The sequence below is a fragment of the Mycobacterium sp. IDUB_3 genome (assembly GCF_055419585.1).
Genome location: NZ_JBVAXZ010000001.1, coordinates 1,169,000 through 1,192,671, shown reverse-complemented (window position 1 = coordinate 1,192,671; position 23,672 = coordinate 1,169,000). Strand labels below are relative to the sequence as shown.

At 66.3% G+C, this 23,672-nt stretch carries 14 protein-coding genes and 1 tRNA gene; 10 read left to right on the top strand and 5 right to left on the bottom strand.

The genetic code is table 11. The features are described 5' to 3' along the window. The first annotated feature begins 17 nt into the window (after positions 1 to 17). The 3 genes from ACZYVJ_RS05160 to ACZYVJ_RS05150 are packed head-to-tail and all read left to right on the top strand — an operon-like array spanning position 18 to position 2,019. Complete coding sequence (locus tag ACZYVJ_RS05160) at positions 18 to 893, top strand: VWA domain-containing protein (RefSeq protein WP_463830049.1); 876 nt, start codon at positions 18 to 20, stop codon at positions 891 to 893. Next, entirely contained in the window at positions 890 to 1,612 is a 723-nt protein-coding gene (locus ACZYVJ_RS05155; protein ID WP_463830048.1) for a hypothetical protein, read from the top strand. The genes ACZYVJ_RS05160 and ACZYVJ_RS05155 overlap by 4 nt, the downstream gene beginning before the upstream one ends. Positions 1,613 to 1,632: 20 nt before the next feature. Beyond that, complete coding sequence (locus ACZYVJ_RS05150) at positions 1,633 to 2,019, top strand: YchJ family protein (RefSeq protein ID WP_463830047.1); 387 nt, start codon at positions 1,633 to 1,635, stop codon at positions 2,017 to 2,019. Positions 2,020 to 2,041: 22 nt separating this feature from the next. On the opposite strand, the gene ACZYVJ_RS05145 is transcribed toward ACZYVJ_RS05150, so the two are convergent. Both ACZYVJ_RS05145 and ACZYVJ_RS05140 read right to left on the bottom strand, forming a co-directional pair. After that, positions 2,042 to 2,115: transfer RNA gene (locus ACZYVJ_RS05145), tRNA-Cys, on the bottom strand. 89 nt (positions 2,116 to 2,204) lie between these two features. After that, entirely contained in the window at positions 2,205 to 3,611 is a 1,407-nt protein-coding gene (locus ACZYVJ_RS05140) for an aldehyde dehydrogenase family protein (RefSeq protein WP_463830046.1), read from the bottom strand. Positions 3,612 to 3,830: 219 nt separating this feature from the next. Between ACZYVJ_RS05140 and ACZYVJ_RS05135 the strand changes: the two genes are divergently transcribed. After that, on the top strand, positions 3,831 to 4,751 hold the full coding sequence (locus ACZYVJ_RS05135) for a TPM domain-containing protein (RefSeq protein ID WP_463830045.1): 921 nt from the start codon (positions 3,831 to 3,833) through the stop codon (positions 4,749 to 4,751). 58 nt (positions 4,752 to 4,809) lie between these two features. Here the strand turns inward: ACZYVJ_RS05135 and ACZYVJ_RS05130 are convergent, their stop codons facing one another. Both ACZYVJ_RS05130 and ACZYVJ_RS05125 read right to left on the bottom strand, forming a co-directional pair. After that, positions 4,810 to 7,167 (bottom strand): AAA family ATPase, encoded by a 2,358-nt coding sequence (locus tag ACZYVJ_RS05130; protein ID WP_463830044.1) that lies wholly within the window; start codon positions 7,165 to 7,167, stop codon positions 4,810 to 4,812. Beyond that, entirely contained in the window at positions 7,164 to 17,093 is a 9,930-nt protein-coding gene (locus ACZYVJ_RS05125) for a BTAD domain-containing putative transcriptional regulator (protein ID WP_463830043.1), read from the bottom strand. Before ACZYVJ_RS05125 ends, ACZYVJ_RS05130 begins: the two co-directional genes overlap by 4 nt. A gap of 237 nt (positions 17,094 to 17,330) precedes the next feature. Here ACZYVJ_RS05125 and ACZYVJ_RS05120 point away from each other — a divergent pair, with 237 nt between their 5' ends. The 6 genes from ACZYVJ_RS05120 (at position 17,331) to ACZYVJ_RS05095 (ending at position 22,865) form a co-directional block, all read left to right on the top strand. Then, entirely contained in the window at positions 17,331 to 19,901 is a 2,571-nt protein-coding gene (locus ACZYVJ_RS05120) for a SpoIIE family protein phosphatase (protein ID WP_463830042.1), read from the top strand. After that, positions 19,901 to 20,227 (top strand): STAS domain-containing protein, encoded by a 327-nt coding sequence (locus ACZYVJ_RS05115; protein ID WP_463830041.1) that lies wholly within the window; start codon positions 19,901 to 19,903, stop codon positions 20,225 to 20,227. Before ACZYVJ_RS05120 ends, ACZYVJ_RS05115 begins: the two co-directional genes overlap by 1 nt. A 90-nt stretch (positions 20,228 to 20,317) precedes the next feature. Then, positions 20,318 to 20,749, top strand: a complete 432-nt coding sequence (locus tag ACZYVJ_RS05110; protein WP_463830040.1) for a nitroreductase family deazaflavin-dependent oxidoreductase — start codon at positions 20,318 to 20,320, stop codon at positions 20,747 to 20,749. A gap of 143 nt (positions 20,750 to 20,892) precedes the next feature. Next, entirely contained in the window at positions 20,893 to 21,165 is a 273-nt protein-coding gene (locus tag ACZYVJ_RS05105) for a hypothetical protein (protein ID WP_463830039.1), read from the top strand. Positions 21,166 to 21,300: 135 nt separating this feature from the next. After that, positions 21,301 to 22,233 carry a class I SAM-dependent methyltransferase gene (locus ACZYVJ_RS05100; RefSeq protein ID WP_463830038.1) on the top strand — a complete coding sequence of 311 codons (933 nt, stop codon included), beginning with the start codon at positions 21,301 to 21,303 and terminating at the stop codon, positions 22,231 to 22,233. Beyond that, positions 22,230 to 22,865, top strand: a complete 636-nt coding sequence (locus ACZYVJ_RS05095; protein WP_463830037.1) for a class I SAM-dependent methyltransferase — start codon at positions 22,230 to 22,232, stop codon at positions 22,863 to 22,865. Before ACZYVJ_RS05100 ends, ACZYVJ_RS05095 begins: the two co-directional genes overlap by 4 nt. Positions 22,866 to 22,962: 97 nt before the next feature. Here ACZYVJ_RS05095 and ACZYVJ_RS05090 read toward each other — a convergent pair whose 3' ends face one another. Beyond that, on the bottom strand, positions 22,963 to 23,598 hold the full coding sequence (locus tag ACZYVJ_RS05090; RefSeq protein ID WP_463830036.1) for a chitin-binding protein: 636 nt from the start codon (positions 23,596 to 23,598) through the stop codon (positions 22,963 to 22,965). Between the last annotated feature and the right edge of the window lie 74 nt (positions 23,599 to 23,672).

Here is a 23,672-nt window from a genome sequence, read left to right as displayed (position 1 = left end):
GGCCGATCCTTGCGGTCGTGGCCGGCGCGCTGTTGCTGGCGCGCGTGGTGGCGCTGCGCCAGGTGCTGCTCTCGGCGGGACACCGGCGGGGTCGCGCGGTACTGCGCTGGAATGGCGTGACGTTGGCGGTCCTGCTGCTCATCGCGGCGACCACCCGCCCGGCGCTTGTGGACCACGGAAACGGTCAGGGCGCAACGGCGGCCGCCGGCGCCAATCTCAACGTGTTCCTGGTGGTCGACCGTTCGGCAGACGTAAACGCCGAGGACTACGGCGAACCGCGGATCGCGGGCATGCGCGACGACATCGCGGCGCTGATCAAGCAATACCCGGCGGCACGATACGCGCTCATCGGCTTCGCCTCGAAAGCCTCCCTGGATTGGCCGCTGTCTGAGGATGTTTGGAGCCTGCGACCAACCGTCGCCGCGCTCGGCTCGCAAAACCCGGCTTCTGACGCGAACGCAGGCGCGGCGGACAACGTGCTGCGATACCAGCTGATCGAGGCGACGCAGCAATACCCGGGTTCGCGGAACGTGGTGCTCTACTTCGGCTCCGGTGCGCCGGGATCGCGCGCGCCCCAGGGCGACTTCAACTTGATGCGGGGCACGGTGGCCGGGGGAGCGGTGCTCGGTTACGGCAGCGGCGACGCCATCGATGAAGCCGAATTGCACAGAATCGCAGCACAACTCGACGTCCCGTACCTACACCGCCAGCTCGGTCAGCCCTTCCAGGTTGGACTGCCCGACGCGCCGGGTAGCGGAAGGAATATCGCCGACCGGACCGAGCTGTATTGGCTGCCCGCGCTGCTCGCGGCGGGGCTGCTGCTCGCCGAAATCTACCTGTCGGTCCGAGAATTCCGGCGTGGCCGCATTGCCCGACGGGACCTGGCATCATGACGCGCAGACCGGCTCGATTGCAGTTGCGACGGCGTCTCCTCGTCTACTCGGCTCCCTTGGTCGCCATCGCGCTGCTGGTCGCAATCAAGCTGTTTTCGGTTGTGCTGGTCGGCAATTCGGCGGCCGACGCCTTCGGGGGCCGCGACGGAGACGCGGTGGCGGCTGACGCGGCGATCCTCGGCTTCGCCAACGTGGTGGAACCGGCGAGGGCGCCGTTCGCCGCGGGCGCAGCCGCCGTGCTCGACGGCCGGCTCGAGGATGCCGACGCCCACTTCGCCGACGCACTAGCCCGAACCGACGCGGCGGGCTCGTGCCCGGTGCGCGTCAACCTCGAACTCGTCCGCGAAACCCAGGGCGATCGGGCCGCGGCGGCAGGGGACGGTGCACGCGCCGACGAGCGCTACGCGAGCGCGCTGGCCGTCGTCGACGCCGCACCGCAAGCATGCTTCGTCGGCAACACCGACCCGGACCCACAGCGGCACGCCGTCCGAGACGGCGCCGCAAACCGATTGGCGGCCAAGAGGACTGCGCTCAACGCTCCGCCCCCGGCAACGCCACCGCCCCCGCCACCACCTCCACCGGAGCCGCCGCCCGTACCGCCGCCGGTCGCCACCGTCGCGCCCGACGGCCGTGAGATCCCACCCCGTCGGCTCGATCCCGCAGGAGGCGATCCGCTCGACAAGCTGCAGCAGGTGCTGCAGGACGCCGCGTCACCGTAACGCTCTGCCAGGCTCTTGGTATGAACGAACCGTGCCCCTGCGGCGGCGACAAAAGCTATCGCGCCTGTTGCGGGCCTCTCCACGAGGGCGAGTTACAGGCCCGGACGGCCGAGGAATTGATGCGGTCACGGTACTCGGCATTCGCCTACGGCGACGCCGACTACCTGTTCCGCACGTGGCACCCTCGGACCCGTCCGGCCGACGTGACCGTCGACCCGGACATCGTCTGGACCGGTTTACAGGTGATCGACACCCTGGCCGGCGGGCCGGGCGATGATGCCGGGGAAGTGGAATTCACGGCCCGCTACGAGTCCGCGGGCCGCGCTCGCAGCCTGCATGAGCGCAGCCGCTTCGAACGCCGCGCCGGCCGATGGTTCTACCTCGGCGCCGTCGCGGACGATCCGTAGCGGCGCTCCACTCGGTCTGCCTTGGAGCGAGTGACGGGATTTGAACCCGTGTGTACGGCTTTGCAGGCCGCTGCCTAACCACTCAGCCACACCCGCACAACTCGCAACCATGCCAGCGAACGCAGCTATAGCCCAGTCTTTTACTCGGCCCGATCATTTCGTCGATCGGCTGCGCGCCGAATCGATCAGAGGCCGATGTAGACGGCCTTGGTGTTGAAGTAAGCCTCGATGCCCTTGCGGCCCCGCTCGCCGCCCCACCCCGACTGCTTGTGTCCGCTGATCGGCATCGACGGGTCGGCCGCGAGTGAGGAGTTCACCCAAATCTGCCCCGCGCGAAGCTCATTCACCATGCGATGGGCGCGGCTGAGGTTCTCCGTCCAAATCGAGCCGGCGAGCCCGTAGTGTGTGTCGTTCGCCGCGGCGATCACCTCGTCCTCGTCGTCGAACGGGATCACGCAGCCGACCGGGCCGAAGATCTCCTCCTTGATGAGCCGCATGTCCGGCGTGGCGTTGGTGACGATCGTCGCCTCGTAGAAATAGCCCTTGCGGTCCATCGGCTTGCCGCCGGTGATCACCTGCGCGCCGCCGGCCACGCCTTCGTTCACGATCCCCTCCACGCGCTTGCGCTGCTTCTCGCTGATCAGCGGCCCCAGCACCGAATCCGGGTCGTCGCTGCCGCCCATCGGCAGCATCTGCGCGAACCCCGCGAGACCCTCGACCACCCGGTCGTAGATGCCGCGTTGGACATACATGCGCGAGGTACACGAGCAGTTCTGGCCTGAACCGGCGAGCAGACCCATGCCGGCCCCCATGATGGCCTTATCGAGGTTGGCGTCGTCGAACATGATCAGCGGCGACTTACCGCCGAGCTCGAGCGTCAGCCGCTTGAGGTTGCCCGCGGCCGCCTTTACGATCAGCCGCCCGACCTCCGTCGACCCGGTGAACGAGATCTTGTCGACGTCCGGATGCGCGGTGAGAGCGGCACCCGTCGTCTCGCCGTAGCCCGTGATGACGTTCAGGACGCCGTCGGGCAGGCCCGCCTCGCGGAAGATCTCTTCCAATTTCAGTGCGGTCAGCGGCGTCTCTTCGGCGGGTTTGAGGACGGCGCTGCACCCGGCCGCGAGTGCGGGCGCGACCTTGAGCATCGCGACGAAAAACGGCCCATTCCAAGGGATGATGAGCCCGACGACGCCGACCGGTTCAAGCTGGGTGAAGGTGTGGTAGGTCTCCCAGGTGCCGAGCAGGCCGTCGGAGACGAGATTTGCCGACTCGCCGTGGATCTTGCCGACCCAGCCGGCGTAGTACTTCAGCATGTCGACCGACACCGGGATGATGTGGCGCGCGGCCGTCGTGTTCATGCCGTTGTCTTGGGCTTCGAGCGCGGCGAGTTCCTCGGTGCGTTCCTCGATAATGCGTGCGGCGCGGAAGAGGACGTTGGCGCGGTGCGACGCGGGGGCCTTGCGCCACACGCCCGACTCGAAGGTCTCGCGTGCCCGGGCCACCGCCGCGTCGACGGTCGCCTGGTCCGAATCGGGGACCTCCGCGATCTGGTCCTCGGTGGACGGGTTGAAGACCGCAATGGTGTTACTCAATGTTCCTCATGGTCCTTCGCTCGCCGGGAAATGCTGTCGTCGCGCGACAGAGGTTACGCGCTTAACCATAGGGTGTCCAGTACGCGTGCGCGCCACGCGGGGCGTCAGATCCGGGCGGATTGTGCTGGTCACCGGGGTGCCGACCCCGGATCGGCGATTTGTTGGTTGCCGGTCTGAACCCAGCCCGCGTCAGCAGGAATTGGCGGCTAGATTACCCATATGCGGGTTTTTCGCCTCTTCGGCGTAGTCCTGGCAATTCTCACAGCGGGTCTGCTGTGGGCATCTCCCGCCGGTGCGCAGCCGCCATCCAAGCTCACCGATCACATCACTGACAGCACTGGGGTTTTGTCGGCCTCCGACCGGGCAGCGGTCAGCGCGGCCATCGACCGGCTCAACCGCGACCGCCATATACAACTGTGGGTGGTCTACGTCGACAACTTCAACAGGTTCAAACCCGACAACTGGGCCGACCGGACCCGCAGTCTCAGCGGGTTGGGCGATCACGACGCGCTGCTGGCCGTGGCCACGAACACCAAGCTGTACGCGTTCAATGTGCCACCACAGGTGCAGGGCCTGACGCCGGCCGAGCAGAACAGCTTGCAAACCAACCAGATTGAGCCGGTGCTGGGCGCGAAGAATTGGGGCGGCGCCGCGGTCGCCGCGGCCGACGGGTTGGACAAATCGACAGGCTCGTCAACGCCGGCAAGCTCGTCGAAGCCGATCTGGCCGCTGATCGCGGTCGGCGTCGTCGTGGTCGTGCTTTTGGTCGCACTGCTTCTGTTGCTGCTGCGCGCACGCCGCCGCCGGCGCGCCGCCCGCAGTGGTGGACAGCCGGGCATCGACGGGGGAGATCATCCGGTGCAGCAGGCGTTGTCCATCGCGGAGGCCCGAGTGCGTCAAATCTCCGACTATGTGGGCAGGTATCGCTCCAACATCGGTTCCGAGGCCCAGGCGCGGCTCGACGACGCGAAACGGCACCTGGCAGCAGCGCGCGGCGTGGAGACGAGCAACGACAGCGACGCCATTGCGTATGCCAACAGGGCATCGACGCTGGCCGCTCAGGCGCAGAGCCTGGCCAACGGCGACGTTCTGGAAGCGCACCGTACGCCGCGGCGACGAGGCGCCGCACCCAAGCGCTGACCGACCGGATCGCCCAAACCATAGGCGCGCAAATCATTTTGGTGGCGGACCACGGCCCTCAGCGGTATGCGGCACGCAGCAGTGTCAGCGCCTGCTCGACGGTCTCCTCCATATCCCGCGTCGCGTCAACCCGCAGGAGGGACGGCAGCTCATCGGGAGGCTTGAACGCGGCCCGCAGCTCGGGCCACAGCTCGATCCGCGCATCCGAGACAACGCCTTGCTCGGTGGCACGCCGCTCGAGCCGTGCGATCAGGGTGGCGTCGTCCGCCTCGCACAGCACGACGTGGAGGTCGGCTCCGAGCCGGTGCGCCAGTTGCTGCATCTGGGACCGCTCGCGCGGATTGCCGAACGTCGCATCGACAATTACGCCGCGCCCGCGGCGTAACCAGCGCGCGGCGTCGCGACGCAGCGCGGCATAGGTGCTCCGCGTCATGGCCGGATCGTAGAGCCCCGAGCCGAATTCATCGCTACCGCGCAAGGTGGGCTCAATGCCCGCCATTCTCTTGCGCGCCACGTCTGACGAGAGGTGCACCAGCCCAAGTCGGCCGGCGAGCGCGCGCGCCAGGGTGGTCTTGCCGCTTGCCGGCAGTCCCATGGTGACCACCATCGGCGCGGGGGGCAGGCCACCCGCGTGCGCCCACGCCAAATCGAAATACGCCCGCGATTCGGTGACGAGCTGACGCGCCTCACCACCGGGTGCCTGTTCGGCTTGTGCCAGACGCAGGCTGCGGACCTTGCCGCGCACGTAGGCCCGGTAGCAGGTATAGAAGTCGAGCAGGCTGACCAGTCCGTCGTCGCCGCTGGCGCGCACATAGGAATCGACGAATCCCCATGCCAGGTCCGTGCGACCGTGGTACTCGAAATCCATTGCCAGAAAAGCCACTTCCGAGGCCACGTCGGCGCACCGATAGCGTGGTGCGAACTGCAAGCTGTCGAACAGTAGGATCTGGCCGTCGTCGATGCAGATGCTGGCGGCGTGCAGGTCGCCGTGGCCGTCCCGTACGTGCCCGTCGGCCACGCGCCGCTTCAGCAACGACGCATGTTCCTGCACGAACTGGTCGACGTAGGTTCGGATGTCTTTGTTGACGTCGCTCGAAATGGTTCGACCGACGAAGGGGCCAATCTGGTCGAAGTTCTCCCGCCAGTTCGCGATGACGCTTGAAGGGGTGCCGTACGCGTCGATGTCGGGGCCGGTTTCGGCCCGGCTGTGCAGCTTGGCCAGGGTACGGCCGATTCGTCGCGCGAGCCGCATGTCGACGTCGCCGCGCGCCAGCCTGGCCGGCAGCATGCCCTCTTCGGGCAGGCGCCGCATCCACACGGCCGGTTCGCCCAACCCGGGTTCGCCGCCGATGCGGTAACGGCCATCCCGCTCGGTGACTTCGACGACTCCCAGATACATCTGCGGGCTGAACCGCCGATTGAGTCGCAGCTCCTCTTCGCAGTCGGCGCGGCGCCGCTCGATAGTGGTGAAGTCGAGGAAGCCAAGGTTCACCGGCTTCTTCAGTTTGTAGGCATAGGGGCCGGCGAGCAGGACCCACGAGCTGTGCGTCTCGTGGAGGCGTACGTCGTCGGCCGGCGGGTCGTAGGCATCGGGTCGCAGCAAATCGGCCACGATCCGTGGGTGGCCGTCGGGTCCGGCTGGGTCGAAGGCGTGCGTCATTGTCTGGCCGAACGATTGCAGGCGGTTTGGGTAGCCGTCAAGGGTTTTCGTATTCTGGCCGAACGTGGGGGCGGGCACCAGCGAATGCGTGACGCCCACGCCATCGAAGGTCAATTTGTGCGCGGGATGACGCACGGCCTCGATCGTGCCATCCGGGTGCGCGATGACTCCACCGCCGGCGGGTATTCCGAGGCCGGTGACGGATCCGTCAAGCCTCTTCATCGCCCGCGACAGCCGCCTCCACTCGGCTCGCTCATCGTGCGCGTCGATAACGAGGGGGACGAGATCGAACATGTCGAGCAACTCCGTCGCCTCGGCAGTCCCTGTCTCGACGATTCCGTAGCGTCCGAGATGGACCGCACCGGCCGAAACACCCACCAGGACAGCCCCTTTGGCATGCCGGTCCAGAATCACGCCCTTCATGCCGGTTCTCTCGAATGTGTTCCAGCCCAGGCGCACATCGCCGCCCGCGAGGACGATCAACTGAGCACGCTCGAGGAAGGCGCGGTCGTCCGGGCGGAACGACGAGGCGACCATGCTGCGATCGGTGATTCCCACGGCATCCATTGCCGCTTCGAAGATTTCGTAGAACTCCGCGCGATCACCGTTGGAGGCGCCGATGTAGGCCGCGCTCAGCAGCTTGTCGGACGCCAATCCGTCGAGGGCTTCTTCGAGAAGCAGTCGGTCGTGACGCTTCCAGAACAGCAGCTGGCTGTCCGCCAGCAGGTAGAGCGGTTGAGGTTGTGGCGCAGTCACTTCGGTTGTTCTTCGCCGGTGAGCTCGTCGAAGCGGGCGAGTGCGGCGTCGAGATCTGACTCGTCGAATACCTCGATGCGGTTCACCAGGTCGCATTCGACTGTCCCAACGTTGATCGTGCGCCACTCGGCCTCGAAGCCGTCTTGCGAGGCTCCGCGGGCAACATGGGTAATGACCGCTCCTGTGTCGCTCAGCCGATGCACAGCCTCGATGTAGACGCCGATGTCCGGCATGAGGTCCCACACGGCCGGAACGTATGCGCCCAGGTCCTCCTGCTCGCTCGTTAAGGCCGCTCGATGGTCGATAAACACCGAATTCGTCGTGATGCCTAGTATTTCGTGCCGGTTGACTCCGGCATAGCTGCGTGTGACCGCTGACCATGTCTGCGCGTGCGCGGCCGCCTCGCCGGCGAGGTAACGCGCATCAAGTTCCTCAAACCCGGCATCGATATCGTCGATGTCGAAAAAGACGTGGGCCGCAATCCGACCCTCGGAATCGGTCTCGGCGACTCCGAGCATCTCGACGGCGAACTCTCCCGGCCGCAAGTCGGCGTCAAAGGATCGGACATGAATGAGGGCGAGGCGCTCGCCGCGGGTGGCAATAACCGTCAGAGCTACATGGGCGAGGCCCTCTTCTAACGCTCGCCTGTTTGCAATCACGACATCGCGACCGCCCCAGAATCCGACGTTAACCACTCGGCGCCGGTCCTCGACGAAGGTGTTGTCGGCCAGGATCTCGGCTACGGCCCCCCACTCGCCAGCCTCCGAGTGCGCAAACAGTAGGTGTTCCGCGCGGCTTGCTGCATTCTCTAATCGCTTCGCCGGGCGGTCTAGCTCGTCAAACCGCGTCAGCGCTGTCTCGACGTCTGTCTCGTCGAAGACCTCGATGTGGCTGAGCAGGTCGCCCTCGACCGTAATCATGTAGGTCAACCGCAATTCCGCGTCGAAACCCTCTTGCGATCGCATTTTCAGCACTTGGGTGATGACGGCTCCGAGTTCGCTCAGCTGGTGCACGGCTTCGATGTAGGCGTTGGTATCCGAAGTGAGGTCCCACATGGCACCGACGGATCTGGCCAGATCGACGTCGTCGATCGATACGAGAGGTCGATGATCGATGTAAACCGGATCCGGTGTCGTCGCGGGAAGTTGGTGGCGATTGAATTGGGCGTTGGCGCCTATCACCACCGACCACGTGTCGGCGTGATTTGTCGCTTCGCCAGCAAGGTAGCGAGTGTCGAGCTCGGCGAACGCAGCGTCGGCGTCTTCGAGATCGAAGATGATGTCCTTCGCGACTCGTCGGTCGGAATCGACCTCGACGATGATCAATGCATCGTTTGCAATCGCTTCGGGGTCGTGACCCGAAACCCGAACACGGAGCAGCGCGAGGCGTGCGCCACGAGTCGCTATGACGCCCAGCATCTTCAAGGTGAACCCGACCTCTGCGAGCGCCCGCGTGCTTTCGATATTGCCTTTCCGGCCGCTGATGACCCCGGCATTCACCACTCGCCTACGGTCGTCGACGGAGATGTTTTCGGCGGTTAACTCGGCGAGGGCGTCCCAGTCACGGGCGCTCACATACTCACAAATACGCTCGTACGCTTGGCTTGCCGCGTTTTCCAATTGCATCGCCCGCGCTTGCAATTCATCAAAGCGAGTTAGCGCCGCCTCGAGGTCTGACTCGTCGAAGACCTCGCAGCGGTTGATCAGGTCACCGTCCAGAGTCAGAAGGTTGATCTCCAGCCACTCGGCGTCGAAGCCGTCCGGCGAGGTCCCATGCGTCGACTGGGTGACGACGGCTCCGAGATCGCTCAGCCGATGTACCGCAGAGACGTAGATCGCGGCCTGCGGCGCCACCTGCCAAGTGGCATGGATGTACGGAACCAGGTCGCCCGGCGAAAACGCTCGACCTTGTCGGTGATCTAGATTTACCCAGTCTGGCGTCGTAGAAGGAAGTTTGTGTTCGTTGAACGCGGCGAAACCTCGCAGCAGTGTCGACCACGTGAGCGCGTGCGCGGCCGCTTCGCCGGCGAGGTACCGAGCGTCGAGTTCTGCGAAAGCAGTGGCGATGTCCTCGGGGTCGAATACGACCGTAGCCGTGCATCGGTCGTCGTCGTTGACCTGTACGACCGAAACTGCGGCAGCCTGGAACGCCGCGGGCAACGAATCTTGGCTTGCAAACGTGAAGCGCAAGAGCACGAGCCGCTCTCCGCGAGTAGCAACGACAACCGCCCGCACGTCGGTCATCCAAACCTCGGCGGTGGCCCGCCAATTCGCCATCTCGACTTCCCGACCGCGACGGATTCCGGCGTTTATGCCTCGACGGCGGTCGTCCGAGCAAAAATCTTCATCTACTAGGTCGGCCATCGCATCCCAGTCGCGCGCCGCAAAGTGCGCCAGGAACTGCTCAACCGCACGACTCGCCCTGTTCTCCAACCGAGATACCGGCCGGCTGAGTTCCTTCAATCGCGCGATGGCGGCGTCCGGGTCTGTCTCGTCGAATACTTCGCAACGGGTGAGTCGACCGTTATCGACGAGCTGAAGCATCACCATGCGCCATTCGACGCCCAGACCATCCGGCGAGGACCCATGCGCATAGTTGGTGATTACCGCTCCACGACTGTTGATTTCGTGCGCAGCTTCGATGTGAACCTTGAAGTCCGGAGTGAGATCGAAGAGGGTGTGAACGGCCGAAGTCATGTCGCCGGTAGTGAACGGCGTGCCTCGGCGGTGGTCGACGGTGGCCCAATCCTCGGGGGGATACTCATGCCGGTTGAACATCGCGTGCACGCCGGCTACCGCTGACCAGGTGTCTGCGTAAGCGGCTGCTTCGCCGGCGACGTACCGCGCATCGATCTCCTCAAACGCCGCGTCGACGTCGTCGGCGTCGAACACCACGCGTGCCACAATCTTTTCAGCGGAGTCGATCTCGATTACCTCTAGCGCATCGGTGTGGAACGCTTCCGGCCGTCGGTCGCGGCCAAATGTTCGGACCCGACTGAGGACGACTCGCTGTCCGCGCGTCGCGATGACGTCCGAGGTGACTTTCTCAACGCCGATTGCGACAAGCGCCCGCATCTCGCTGATCATGGCTTCGCGGCCGTGCTGTGGACCCATACCGACCACGCGTCGGCGATCGTCGTGGAAAACGTTGTGTGCCAATCCTTCAGCGAGCGAAGCCCAGTCGCGGGCTGCGAACCACGCCTGGAAGCGTTTGTTGGCACGGCTTGCCGCGTTTTCGGGTTGCTGCACCGGTCGGGTGAGCTGCTCGAACCGCGTGATCGCAGCATCGAGGCCAGACTCGTCGAAGAACTCCGAGCGGTCGATCAGGTCGCCCGCGATTGTGAGAACACTGACGGCCCGCCACTCGGCGTCGAGACCCTCTCGTGAGGTCTCATGCGACACGGTGGTGACCACCGCTCCGAGACCGTTCAACCGATGGACGGCCTCAATGAAGCTGCTCAACCTGTGCGTGAGGTTCCACGAGGTGAGTAATGCGTGCAATTCGCCAGGCGCGAACGACGGTCCACGCCTGTGGTCGACGTTGACCCAATCTGCCGTGGTGGGAAGCATCTCGCGCTGGTTGAGCGCAGAGATGGCTCGAGTGATGACCGACCACGGCCGCGAATAGGCTGCCGCTTCGTCGGCGAGGTACTGGGCGTCGAGTTCGGCGATGGCTGCGTCGAAGTCTTCAAGGTCGTACGAGACGACCCTCGCGATTCGGGCGTCGGCGTCGACCTCGACAATGTTAAGGGCATCGTTTTGGACCGCGCCGGGATCGCGGCCGGCTGCGCGACTCCGCGCGAGGACGAGACGTTCTCCACGGATCGCAATGGCGCTCACCATCGAGATCGTGAACCCGACTTCAGCGGCTGCCTGCAAGTCTCTGATCACGTCGTCCCGACCATGTTGGATCTCGGCACCCACGACCCGCCGGTGATCAATGCCGACATAGTCGTCGGCCACCGTTTCAGCCATGGCGTTCCAGTCACCAGCCGCGAAGTGCGACCAGACATGCTTGAATACGCGCGAGGCCGCGTTTTCCAGCTGCGGCGTCGGTCGGTCGAGCTCCTCGAACCGCGTGATCGCGGCCTCAATGTCCGCCTCGTCGAAGACCTCGGTCCGGTGAATCACGCCTTCGTCGACCGCGAAAACCGCGATTCCGCGCCACTCCGCGTCCAAACCCTCTTGCGAAAACTCGTGCGCCGCATAAGTGATGACTGCTCCGGTGTCGCTCAGCCGATGCACTTGCTCGGCATAGATGGTGAGGTCCTGCTGAGCATCCCAACCGGCGTTGATGTATGCGGTCACGTCGCCAGGCCCGAATGCCGTCTCATGTCGATGGTCGACATTGACGCAGTCCGGCGAGGTCAGCGGCGGCTCATGTCGGTTGAGCGCGTTGTAACTTCGTGCTACGGCTGACCAGGTGCGTGCGTGCTGGGCTGCTTCGCCGGCTGCGTATCGGGCGTCGAGTTCGGAGATGGCGGAGTGGAAGTCGTCGGGATCGAAGACGATTCGCGCCAGGAGCCGCTCGTCCGAGTCGATCTCAATGACGTCGAGAACATCGGTACGGAAGGCACCGGGTGCTTGATCCCAATCCGCGTAGCTCAGACGGGTGAGGATGAGGCGGGCGCCACGCGTCGCAACGACGGTCGACGTCATGTTGGTACCCCCAAGGTCGGCAACGACGCGCATGCTGGCGATCTCGGCGTCTCGACCGTGTCGCGCTTCCACGCCCACCACCCGACGGCGATCCTCGGTGGAGAAGTCTTCGGCCAGCATGTTCGCCAACGCCTCCCAGTCGTGCGCCGCGAACCGCGCCAGAAAGCGCTCGGCCACTTGGCTAGCCGTGTGTCCAGGCCGGAGTGCCGGCCGGCCAAGCTGTTCGAACCGTGCGATCGCGGCATCGAGCTCTGCCCCGTCGAATAATTCACAACGGTTGACCATGTCGCCTTGGACTGTCACGACGGCAACCTCGCGCCGCTCGGCGCCGAAGCCCTCGTTCGAGGCGCCGTGTGCCGCATAAGAGCACACTGCGCCCGTATCACTGAGTCTGTGCACAACCTCGACGTAGGGTCTGATGGTCTGGGCGAGGTCCCAACAGGCGCGGATGTACGCACCTAACTCCCCACGCGCGAAGGCGGCAGCGCGGCGATGGTCGATACTCGCACAATCGCTTGTCAGCTTAGGGAATTCGTGCTTCCTGATCGACGCAAATGTTCCCGCGACGGCAGACCAAGTGTGCGCGTGTGATGCGGCCTCGCCAACGAGATACCGGCGGTCGAGTTCGGCGATAGCGGCGTCGAAGTCGTCGAGGTCGAACGCGACCATCGCCGCAATTCGCTCGGCGGTGTCGATTTCGACTATCTGCAGGAAATCGACGTGGAATGCGTCTGGTTCCGGGCCGCTTCGCGAGTAGCGGGCACGAGTGAGGGCGAGGCGCCCTCCACGGGTTGCGACGGCGTCTGACGTCGCGTCCGTCACCTCGATGTCGGCGGCCGACCGGTAGTCTTCAATCGCAGCAGCCGGGCCGCGTCGGATCCCGGCGCCTACCACCGAACGACGATCGTCACCGTGGTAGTCGTCGGTGAGGAGCTCGGTTATCGCGTCCCAGTCCCGGGCCGCGAAATGCGCGTGCAGGCGCTCGTATACCCGGGTCGCCGCATTTTTGAGCCGCCGCGCAGGCGGCTGCTCTGCCTTGAGTAAGGCATAGGCAGCGTCGAGCTCGGCCAGCGCGGCGTCCATGTCTTCGACGTCGAACCTCACCTGCCGCACGACTTGACCGTTGTCGTCGATGGCGTATAGCTGGAGGAGCTCGTCCTGCGGCGCTCCAGGGCTCTCGTCGACAAAACTCGTAATCAATCGAGAGAGCGCCAGCCGCTCGCCTCGCGCGGCGATCATTACATAGTCGATACGCGTGGCGCCTCTCTCGAGATCGCGCCTCATCTCACGTCGCGCCGCGTCCGATGAGAGCGGAACACCGACGATCCTCCGGCGATTCTCGATTGAGACGTTGGGTGCGAACAAGCGCTCGAACTCATCCCAGTCCTCGCGATGAACAGCGGCCATCACCCGTTCGCCCACTCGCACGCATTCGCTGTCCAGCTCGACAACCGGCGCAGCCGGAGAAGCCGGAGACGCCGGGGTAGCCGGTGGTGTTCTCTCACCGAGAACGGCCCGCGCCATGTCCGCAAGCGCCGCAGCGCCTTTCCGCTCGTACAGCTCGACCGCTTGCTCGGCGGCGGCTCGCGCCGCAACGACGTCGCCGCCGCGGCCCAGAACCGTTGCCAGCGTCAGGCATGCGTCGCCGTGATCGACCAGGGCGTCGGTGCGCTCGGCCAAAGCCACTGCGGCCTCGGCAACATGGCGAGCCGCATCGTAGTCGTTGTCGCGGGCCAGCAGGTGCGCCCGAAGCGTGCGCCACGCGATCGAGGCCTTCAGAGCGTGGCCGGCCAGACGCTCGCTTTCCGCGCACAATTCGGCGGCCTCGGACTCGCGGTCAAGAGCAAGACATGCGCGGCCCAATAGCGCGGCGGTCTCTGCGGTGTCGGCGTCCAGACCCATACGACGAAAACCGTTGTAGGCCTTACGAAGATGCGTCTCCGCTGCGACGGGATCATTGCCGATGAGTTCGACGATGCCGGCGAACTGCTCAACTTCCAGCAGTGCGTGGCGCAGACCCAGCTCGGTGACCGTGCGCCGGGCCGAATCGATCATCCGCCGGGCCGCGGCGGTGCGGCCGCGGAACGCCTCGAGGACGGCCTGGCATCGCGTCGAGGTGGCCTCGACGGCGGGGGAGTCGGTCGTGATCCGAAGCAGCCGCACCACATCCAGGCACCGGCCGCCAGCGCGCGGAACCGGATTCGGACCCCACAACGCCGCCAGGGGCGCGCCCGCCAAAACGGCATTCACCCGGCGGTGTTCACGTGCCCGCCGCGCTGCGGTCAGGGCGTCGTCCAGGGCGACTTCGCAGTCGCCGATACGGCCTAGACGGGCGAGGCACCCGGCCCGCACGGTGTGCGCCTTGGCTTCTCCGGCGGAGTCGTCCAGTTCGGCAAGTTTGGCGGCGGCGGCGCCTAACGCGGCTTCGACCTCGTCGAGCCGCTCGGGGTGAATCAGCATGGTGAGCTGTCCGTCGAAGCACGTCGCCCAGGCCGCCAGCCGAGCCGAATCCACTGTCGCGGCTTGCAATTGAGAGACCGCACCGGCTGCGGAGGCCACATCACCCGCGGCCAACAGAGCTTCGCAACGCGCGACCAATAGTTCCACGGCCTGATCGTCGCGGTCGGGCAGCTCGTCGTCGATCTCCTCCAACGCGTTCAGGGCACGGTGGTAAAGGTCGGCGGCACCCTCGTAGGCGAGTCGTGCCATCGCCTGGTCGGCGGCGCGCCGGCAGTAGAAGACGGCCTTGGCCGCGTTTCCCGCCCAAGCACATTCGAAATAGTGATGAGCCAGTTCGGCCAGCAGCTCGTCCTCGGCGCCGGGCAACGTCTCCAGCGTGGTGGCGATGCGCTGGTGCAATCGCATGCGCCGCACCGACGCCAGCTCGGCCAGCAGAGACTGCCGGACGATGGCGTGGTTGAACCGGTAGAACCCGCCCGGCTCTTCGATCACGATGCCGGCTTGGCGCGCTTCGTCGAACGCGTCGACGAGGTCGGTACCGACTACCTGTTCGACCAGCTCCAGCGCAAAACGGCTGCCGACCACCGCGGCGGCAGCAAGGGCTTTGTTGGTCTCGCCCGGCAGCCGAGAAAGCCTGCGGCTCACGGCTTCCCGCACGCCCTGGGGCAGGGTGCTCTGGTCCCACACGCCGCCACTCTCATCGACATGGCGCAGGGCCTCGATGAGGAAGAAGGGGTTGCCACCCGTGACCGAGGCCAGCGCGTGAGCGAGTTCCTCGTCGTCGTAGCCCGCCTCGGCGACGTAGGTGGTCACGTCGTCCTCGTCGAGTCCGCCGAGGCTGAGCCGATTGGCCGTGCCATCCCGGTGCAGGTCGGCGAGCATCGCCGCCAGAGGGTGGGCGCGGTCCAGGTCGGTGCTGCGGTAGGTACCAACGATCTGGACGCGGGCGTGGTCGCCGAAGCGCAGCAAATGCCGCAGCAGCAGCAGCGTCGGCTTGGCCGCCCAGTGCAGGTCGTCGAGAACAAGAAGGACCGGCGCGCTCGTCGACGCGGTTGCCAGCAGCGCGACAACGGCATCGAAAAGCGCGTAGCGCTCCGTGTCGGGGTCAGAGTGTGCGGGGCGAATGAGATCGGGCATGACGTCGGCCAGCCCGGGCACGAGTGACAGCAACGCCTCGACGCCGCGCAGCCCTCTCAGCCGGTCGGGTCCCATGCAGGGCACCAGCGAACGCAACGCTTCCGCGAACGGTTGATAGGGCGCGCCAAGGTCCTCGTCGCAACGGCCGTACAGCACGACGGCTCCAAGCTGATACGCCCGCTGGGACCATTCGCCGGCCAGACGTGTCTTGCCGACACCGGGCTCGCCGGCGATCAGCACCGTGCGGACACCGCCGGCCAGCGCGGTCTGCCATGCCGACAGCAGCCCGTCGAGTTCGCTGCCGCGTCCGACGAATGGCCCCGGGCCGACAAGTACCGCGGGAAGGCCGGGACGCTCCAAGGGGGCCGCTTCGGGCGCCTGCGATTCCGGTTGCCCGACATCGGTTTCCAGCCGCAGCTCGAAAACATGCTCGGGCCGAGCAAGGTTTTTGAGCTGACGCATCCCGAGGTCGGTCAGCATGACATCGTCGGCCAACGAGTCGATCACGAGCTCGGCGGTCGCACCGGAGCACAGGATTTGGCCCCCCTCGGCCAGGGACCGCAACCGCGCAACGCGGTTGACGGCCCGACCGAAGTAGTCGCCGTCGCGCAGCTCGACCTCGCCGGTGTGCAGCGCCATGCGGACACGGATGGGGTTCCGCGATGTCCACGGCTCGTGAGTGATCGCGTCCTGCAGCTCAATTGCCGCGGCGGCGCCCGCCGAAGGACGGTCGAAGACCGAAAATGTCGCGTCGCCCTCGCCGCGCGTCTTGATCAGTCGACCGCCCCGTGACGTGACGACCTGTTCGACCAGCTCATCGTGGCGTGCGAGCGCGACCGCCATGGCATCGGCGTCGGCCTCCCACGCGGCCGTCGACCCCTCGATGTCCGTGAGCAAAAAAGTCACGGCTCGCGTCACCGACGAAGCGTGTTGTGCCACAGCGACATCCAGCGAGGCGTCCTGTGCGACGATCGCCGCCTCGAGCCGGCGAAGTTCCGGACCCGGATCGACCCCCAGGTCGTCGGCAAGCAGCGATCGGGCCCGTTGATAAGCGCCGAGGGCCTCACCTTGCCGGCCGGCGCGGTACAGGGCGAGCATCAGCTGGCCCCATCGCCGCTCCCGCAACGGGGCCTCGCCCACCGCGGCCTCGAGATCACCGATTACCTCCGCGGCGCGGCCCGTTGCCAGCAGCGCGTCCGCGCGGTCCTCGACCAGCGCGGCGTGGCCCTCGATCCACCGCGTCTTTTCGGACGTTCCGCGCCGGCCATCGGGCAGTTCGGGGACCCCGCGCCACAGGGCAAGAGCCTCCTCGAAGCGGGCCAGCGCCTCGCTGGTGTCTCCGGCGGCGGCGGCATCGCGTCCGAGTCGAGCCGCCGATTTGTAGCGCGAAGCGTCGACCTCGCTTTCGGCGAGGGCCCAGCCCGCCCCCTGGGTCAAGACAAATCCGTCGCCGAGGGTGCGACGCAGGGAAGAGATGTGGGTCTGCAGGGCTTTGGCGGCGGTGCGCGGCGGGTCTTGGCCCCAGAGCAGCTCGACCAGGGTGTCGGCGGGCACGACGGACCCGCAGTGCAGTCCGAGCATCGTGAGGATGGCGCGCGGTTTCGCGCCCGGTATGACGACGAACGCTCCGTCTTGCCGGACCTGGAGAGGTCCCAAAACCCCCAGTTCCACCGGTGAAAGCGTACTCATGTCAGCTATCTTCGGCGGGACAATTCAATACTCGGTCAAGATCGGGTAAAGCCGCGCTGCCTGCAGTTCGTTGAATGGTCACAATCTGAGGGAGCGCGAAGTATGTTGGGCCAGCTACTGGCGGGTACTCGCCAACTCGTGCACGAGGAAACCCAGCGGGGAGCCGAAGTGTTGCCTTCCAGACATCGCCGTAGACCCGACCCACTACCGTTGGTGTCCATGGGCAGCGACCGGAGTGACTCCGCCTTCACCTGGCAGGGCCGGCGCGAACTGGTGAACCGCATGCATGACCAGCTCGATGAGTTGGTGGCGGCGCGTGACCAAATGGAACAACTCGTGCAGGTCATCGTCGAGATCGGCTCGGATCTGGACCTAGACGTGACGCTGCAGCGGGTCCTCAACGCCGCGATGGAGCTGACCGGCGCCCGCTACGCCGCCCTAGGCATACGCGCCGCCGATGGTGCGCTCGTTTCTTTCGTGTATGCGGGAATCGACGTTGATACCGCGCGGCGGCTCGGCGACCTGCCGGTCGGCGATGGTTTGCGCATTGATGATCTGAATACCCATCCCGACACGGCGGAGCTGGCGGGACACGAACCGCTGATGCATGCGCTGCTCGGTATCCCGATTACCGTGCGGGCGGCCAACTTCGGCACCCTGTATCTGGCCGACGACCGTCCGGGCCGCGTCTTCTCCGACTCTCAGGAAGGCGCCGTACGAGCGATGGCCACCGCGGCGGCGGCCGCCATCGACAACGCCCGACTCTTCGAGCGAGAGCGCGAATCGGCGAGATGGACGAAGGCCAGCCGCGAGATCACGACCGCGCTGTTGTCCGGCGACCCGCAGACGGGGCCACTGCAGCTCATCGTGAATCGGGCGCTGGAGCTGGCCGGTGCCGAGCAGGCGATCTTGCTGGTGCCCAAGGAGCCCGAACGGCCGGTCGAGGAGGTCGACACCCTGGTCGTTGCCGCGACGGCGGGCCGGTACTCCTCGGCGGTGATTGGTCGGCAGGTTCCGATGGACGGCTCGACCACTGGCGGTGTGGCGCGCCGGGGCCTGCCGCTGATCACTGAGTCCTTCGAATACCCGATCGAGGGATTCACCGATGTCGGCGAACGCTCGGCGATCGTAATGCCGCTGATCGCCGACGGTGCCGTGCTCGGCGTCATCGCCGTCGCACGCGACCCGCACCAGCCCGCCTTCGGCAACGATTACCTCGATCTCGTCAGCGATTTCGCCCGGCACGCGGCCATCGCACTGGCGCTGGCCGCGGGTCGCGAACACGCGCTCAACCAGGAATTGGCCCAAGCCGACACCGTGGAAGACGCGCTGCGCGCCGCCGCCGAGGAACTGCGCCGGCTATGGCGGGCACGCCGGGTGCTGGCCGTCACCTTTCCCGCACACAGCTCGTCCACCGAAGCGGCGTTCGGTGAACCCCAAGTCGTGTCGGTCGGCGAGCCGGCACAGTGGGCCGACCTGCCACCGCATACCCAGCAAGCGCTCAGCTCATTACGCGACGGCGACCTGCTCACCTCCAACGCGACGCAACCCGGGACGGCGGGCATCGCACTGCAGCACCCCGACGGCGTGCTCGTCGTCTGGATCGATCTGACCGCGCAGCGGCCGTTCACCCTCGAGGACCAGACCTTGCTCACGGTCCTGGCGGGCCGCCTCGGCCAGGGGCTGCAGCGGGTGCACCAGGTCGACCAGCAACGCGAAACCGCACTGGCCCTGCAGCACGCGATCCTCGGCCCTGCCGATCTGCCGGCCGGGTTTGCGGTGCGGTATCAGGCCGCAACACGGCCTTTGCAGGTCGGTGGTGACTGGTACGACATCGTCGACCTGGAAGACGGGCGCATCGCCTTGATCGTCGGCGATTGTGTCGGCCATGGCCTGGCCGCGGCCACCGTGATGGGCCAAGTGCGCAGCGCCTGTCGCGCGCTGTTGCTCGAAAACCCAAGTCCCGGTGCGGCTCTGGCGGGGATGGACCGCTTTGCCGCGCGGCTGCCCGGCGCGCAATGCACCACCGCGGTCTGTGCGGTGCTCACTCCCGAGACCGGTGAACTGGTCTACTCCAGCGCCGGCCATCCGCCGCCCATCCTGGTGCACAGCGACGGCAGCACCCAGATGCTCGTCGACGGCCACACCATCGCTTTGGGGGTCAAGGGTGACTGGCCCCGCCCGGAAGCCCGCGTGACCATCCCGGCGCGTTCGACGCTGCTGCTCTACACCGACGGCTTGGTCGAGCGTCGCCGTGTCCCGCTCGACCACGGCATTTCCCGTGTGGCCGACGTCGCTCAGGACGCGCGCGCGTTGACACTGGACGATCTGGCCAACCAGGTCATGTCCTGTGTCGCGCCCATCGGCGGGTACCAGGACGACGTTGTCCTGTTGCTCTATCGCCACCCGGCTCCGTTGGAGCTGAAGTTCCCCGCCGACGTCAGCCAGCTTGCGCCCACCCGCAACGCCTTGCGCGACTGGCTGAATAAGGCCCGGTTGGGCCCAGATCAGACAATGAACGTGCTCGTGGCCGCCGGGGAAGCCGTGGCAAATGCCATCGAGCACGGCCATCGGCATAGACCGCAAGGCGTTATTCGCCTCGGTGCGATCGCAACCGGTGACGCGGTCCAGTTGACCATCACCGACACTGGCTCGTGGAAGGCTCCACAACCCGCGTCCTACCCGCACCGCGGTCGGGGCATCCCCCTCATGCGAAGCCTCATGCAAGATGTCGACATCCGGCCCGACAACGACGGCACCACGGTGCACCTATCTTCGAGGATCACCTGATGACCACCCCGCTCACGCTCGACACCGCGCGCGGCAGCGACGGGAAATTCGTGCTGGTCGTTGAGGGTGAAATCGACCTGAGCAATATCGACGCGTTCAACCAGGCGTTGGCCGGCGCCGCCACTCAAGTCACCGGCAGCGAGGACGCGCTACTCGTAGACATCAGCGCGGTCGAGTACCTGGACAGCGCCGCGATCAGCGCTCTGGCCGCCCACGCCGACCGCATCGAACTGCTGGCCAACCCGATCCTGATGTCCGTGCTGCGAATCAGCGGCCTCAGCGAACTGACTAGCGTTCAAGCCGCGCCTCCGACGGCGGGGCAGTGACACCGATTCGGACACGCTGAATATGTTGCGGCACAGCGTAACTGCGGTGGCCCCTGGCCGAGGCCCCGCGCCGGATGCCACGATGGAGTAATGGCTGACGACGCGCTGAACTCGGAACGGGAATTCAACGAGCAGAACATCGAGGAGTTTCGCCGCAATGGCGGCAAGGTTGGCGGGCAATTCGAAGGTTTTCCGCTGTTGCTCCTGACGTCGACCGGTGCGCGAAGCGGCGCCCAGCGGGTCAATCCGATCGCCTACTTCGATATCGACGACAAAATCTATGTCGTCGGCTCCGCGGCGGGCCGAGACAACAATCCTGCATGGGTGCACAACATTCGCGCCAACCCCCGGGTGTCGATCGAGATCGGCTCGGAGCCTGCCAAGCCCGCGACGGCACGCGAATTACCTCGCGACGAAAGGGATTCGATCTATCCGGTGGTGGTCGAGCGCGCCCCCGGGTTCGGCGAATACCAGCAACGCACCGATCGGCTGATTCCGGTCTTCGAATTGATGACCGACTGACGGCACGGGCTGGCAAACGGGATTCAAGCTCGCAGATTCGGCACGTCAACGGGCCGATTGCCGCACAATGACGGACGCGGGTTTGGTCGGATGCGACCGGTCTTCACCGCCCGCCTTGCCCGAAGGACGAAGTGAGGTCGGCGATGAGACATTACTTGCGGCGATGCGTGACCGGCGCGGTCGCTTTCGTGTTGGCCGGGTTGTCGGTGACGGTGATCGCCACGCGGGCGATCGGCCGCGCCGACGGTGAATGCGCCCCAGGTTGGGGCTGGAGCGTCGATCTGAATCAATGCGTGTTCTTGCTCCCGGCCGCCAATGGACCCGGTGGGCCTGGCGGGCCCGGCGGCCCCGGTGGGCCCGGGGGACCGGGCGGACCTGGCCTGCCCGGCGGCCCCGGGCGTCCCGGGCCACACTAGAAAACCTCGTCTAGCAGCGGCAACGCGACGCTCGGACGGGCGAACCGGCTGGACGGCGGGGCGTGGGAACTCCACGTGTCCGCCAGTCGTTATACCAGCTAAGTAACCTGTGATTCCGAGGGGGACAACAGCCGCATGCCACGCACAGACAACGACACCTGGGACTTGGCGACCAGTGTGGGCGCGACCGCGACGATGGTCGCAGCCGCGCGAGCGATCGCGACCAACGCCGACAACCCGCTGATCGAAGACCGCTTCGCCGAGCCGCTGGTTCGTGCCGTCGGGGTGGACTTCTTCACCCGCTGGGTCTCCGGCGACCTGGTGGCCGCCGACGTCGACGACCACGAATCGGGCTGGAAGCTCGAACACATGCCCGCCGCGATGGCCGCCCGGACCCGATTCTTCGACTCGTTTTTCCAGGCCGCGACGCAGGCCGGGATCCGGCAGGCCGTGATTCTGGCGTCGGGCCTCGACGCGCGCGCCTACCGGTTGGCGTGGCCGGCCGACATGACTTTGTTCGAGATCGACCAGCCGCAGGTGATCGAATTCAAGGCTGCCACGCTGGCCCAGCTGGGCGCCTCCCCGCAGGCCGAGCTTCGCACGGTCGCCGTCGACCTGCGCGATGACTGGCCAAAGGCATTGGTAGGAGCCGGCTTCGACAAGAGCCAGCCCACCGCCTGGATCGCGGAGGGGCTCTTCGGGTACCTGCCGCCAGAGGCGCAAGATCGCCTGCTGGACAACATCACCGCACTCAGCGCTGACGGGAGTCGGCTGGCGTGCGAAGCTATTCCGGACATGTCAGAGGTAGACACCGAGAAAGCCCAGGAGATGATGCAACGGGCCACCGCGAAATGGCGTAAGCACGGCTTCGACCTGGAATTCGGCGAGCTCGGCTACCAGGGCGAGCGCAATGATGTCGCCGTTTACCTGGACAACCTGGGATGGCAGTCGGACGGTATTAGGATGACTGAGTTGTTGGCCGACTCCGGTTTTGACGCGATCCCGCAGACCAACGACTCGGTGTCGGTGGCGGACACCATCTACTACAGCTCGGTACTGAGCAAATGACAACACCGCAGCGGCGAGGGCTCAACGAGGCCGTCACGCGGATGTGGAGTTTCCTCGCGCCGGCATACGATCTGCCCTTCCTGCAGCAGTGGGTGTACCGACCTCCGCACAACGAGGTGATAGCCCAGCTGCGCAACCACGGCGCACGCAAGATTGCCGACATCGCTTGCGGTACCGGCATTTTGAGCGACCGGATCCAGCGTGAACTGCAGCCCGACGAGATCTATGGCGTCGACATGTCCGACGGCATGCTCGGTCAGGCTCGTGCCAGGTCGGATCGGGTGCAGTGGATGCGCGGCCCGGCCGAGCAGCTTCCGTTCGGCGACGGCGCTCTCGATGCCGTCGTGACGACCTCGGCCTTCCACTTCTTCGACCAGCCGGCGGCGTTGCGTGAATTCCATCGCGTGCTGGCGCCCGGCGGCCTGGTAGCCGTCTCGGCGCTGAGTACGCGGCAACCGCGGCTGCAGTCATCTGCGGCCTCTCGGTGGAAGCCGCAACACAACGCGTCCGCGCCCGAGATGCGGACGTTGTTCGAAGACGCCGGGTTCGTGATCACCGATCAACACCGGATCCCGCGACCGGTGTGGACGGCGCTGGTGTCCGACCTGTTGACTGTCGGCACCAAAAGCTGAATACAGCGCTGGGTGCGAAAACCGCTCAGCGGCAGCGTATGCAAGCGATGACGCCCGCTTCGCCAATCGGCGAAGCGGGCGTCTTGTCAGCTATCGATCACAGCGGGATCCACACTCCGAAGAGCCAGAAGCCCCACTGGTTGAAACCGGGATCCCAGACAGGTGTTTCCTGGTAGCCCCAGTAGTTGATCGGGCCGTAATCCCAGTGCCCGCCCGGCGGAGGGAGCGGTCGATCCCATGCCGGCCGCGGCGGCTCGCCGGGCCCCCAGGGGCCAGGCCCATCGCCCCACGGTGCGCCGCGGAAGTAGCCACGGTGGTCGTCCCCATGCCACGGCCCGCCGGGCCCACCGGGTCCGCCCGGACCGCCGGGGTGATCGCCTGGGCCGCCGGGGTGATCGCCGGGGCCGCCGGGGCCGCCAGGGTGATCGGGGCCGGGGCCGCCGGGGCCACCAGGACCGCCCGGGCCACCCGGGTGACCGGGTCCACCAGGCGGCGGTCCGCCGGGACCGCCGGGGTGATCACCGGGGCCGCCGGGACCACCCGGGCCGCCGGGACCCCCCGGATCGTTGGGGCCAGTGGGCGGGTGGACGCCACCGGGCGCCTGCCCGCCGTGATTACCCGGAGGCTGTGGCGCTCCGGGAGCAGCGTTGGCAAACCCGGCGCCCATGCCCAGGGCCGCAGCGCTGAGCGCTCCGGCGACGGTCACCCCTCCGACAAGTTGCTTCAACTTCATGATGCTTCACCTATCCACTAGGGATTTTGCAAGGAAGTTCCTTGGAACACCCCCCGTTACAACCCCGACGCTAG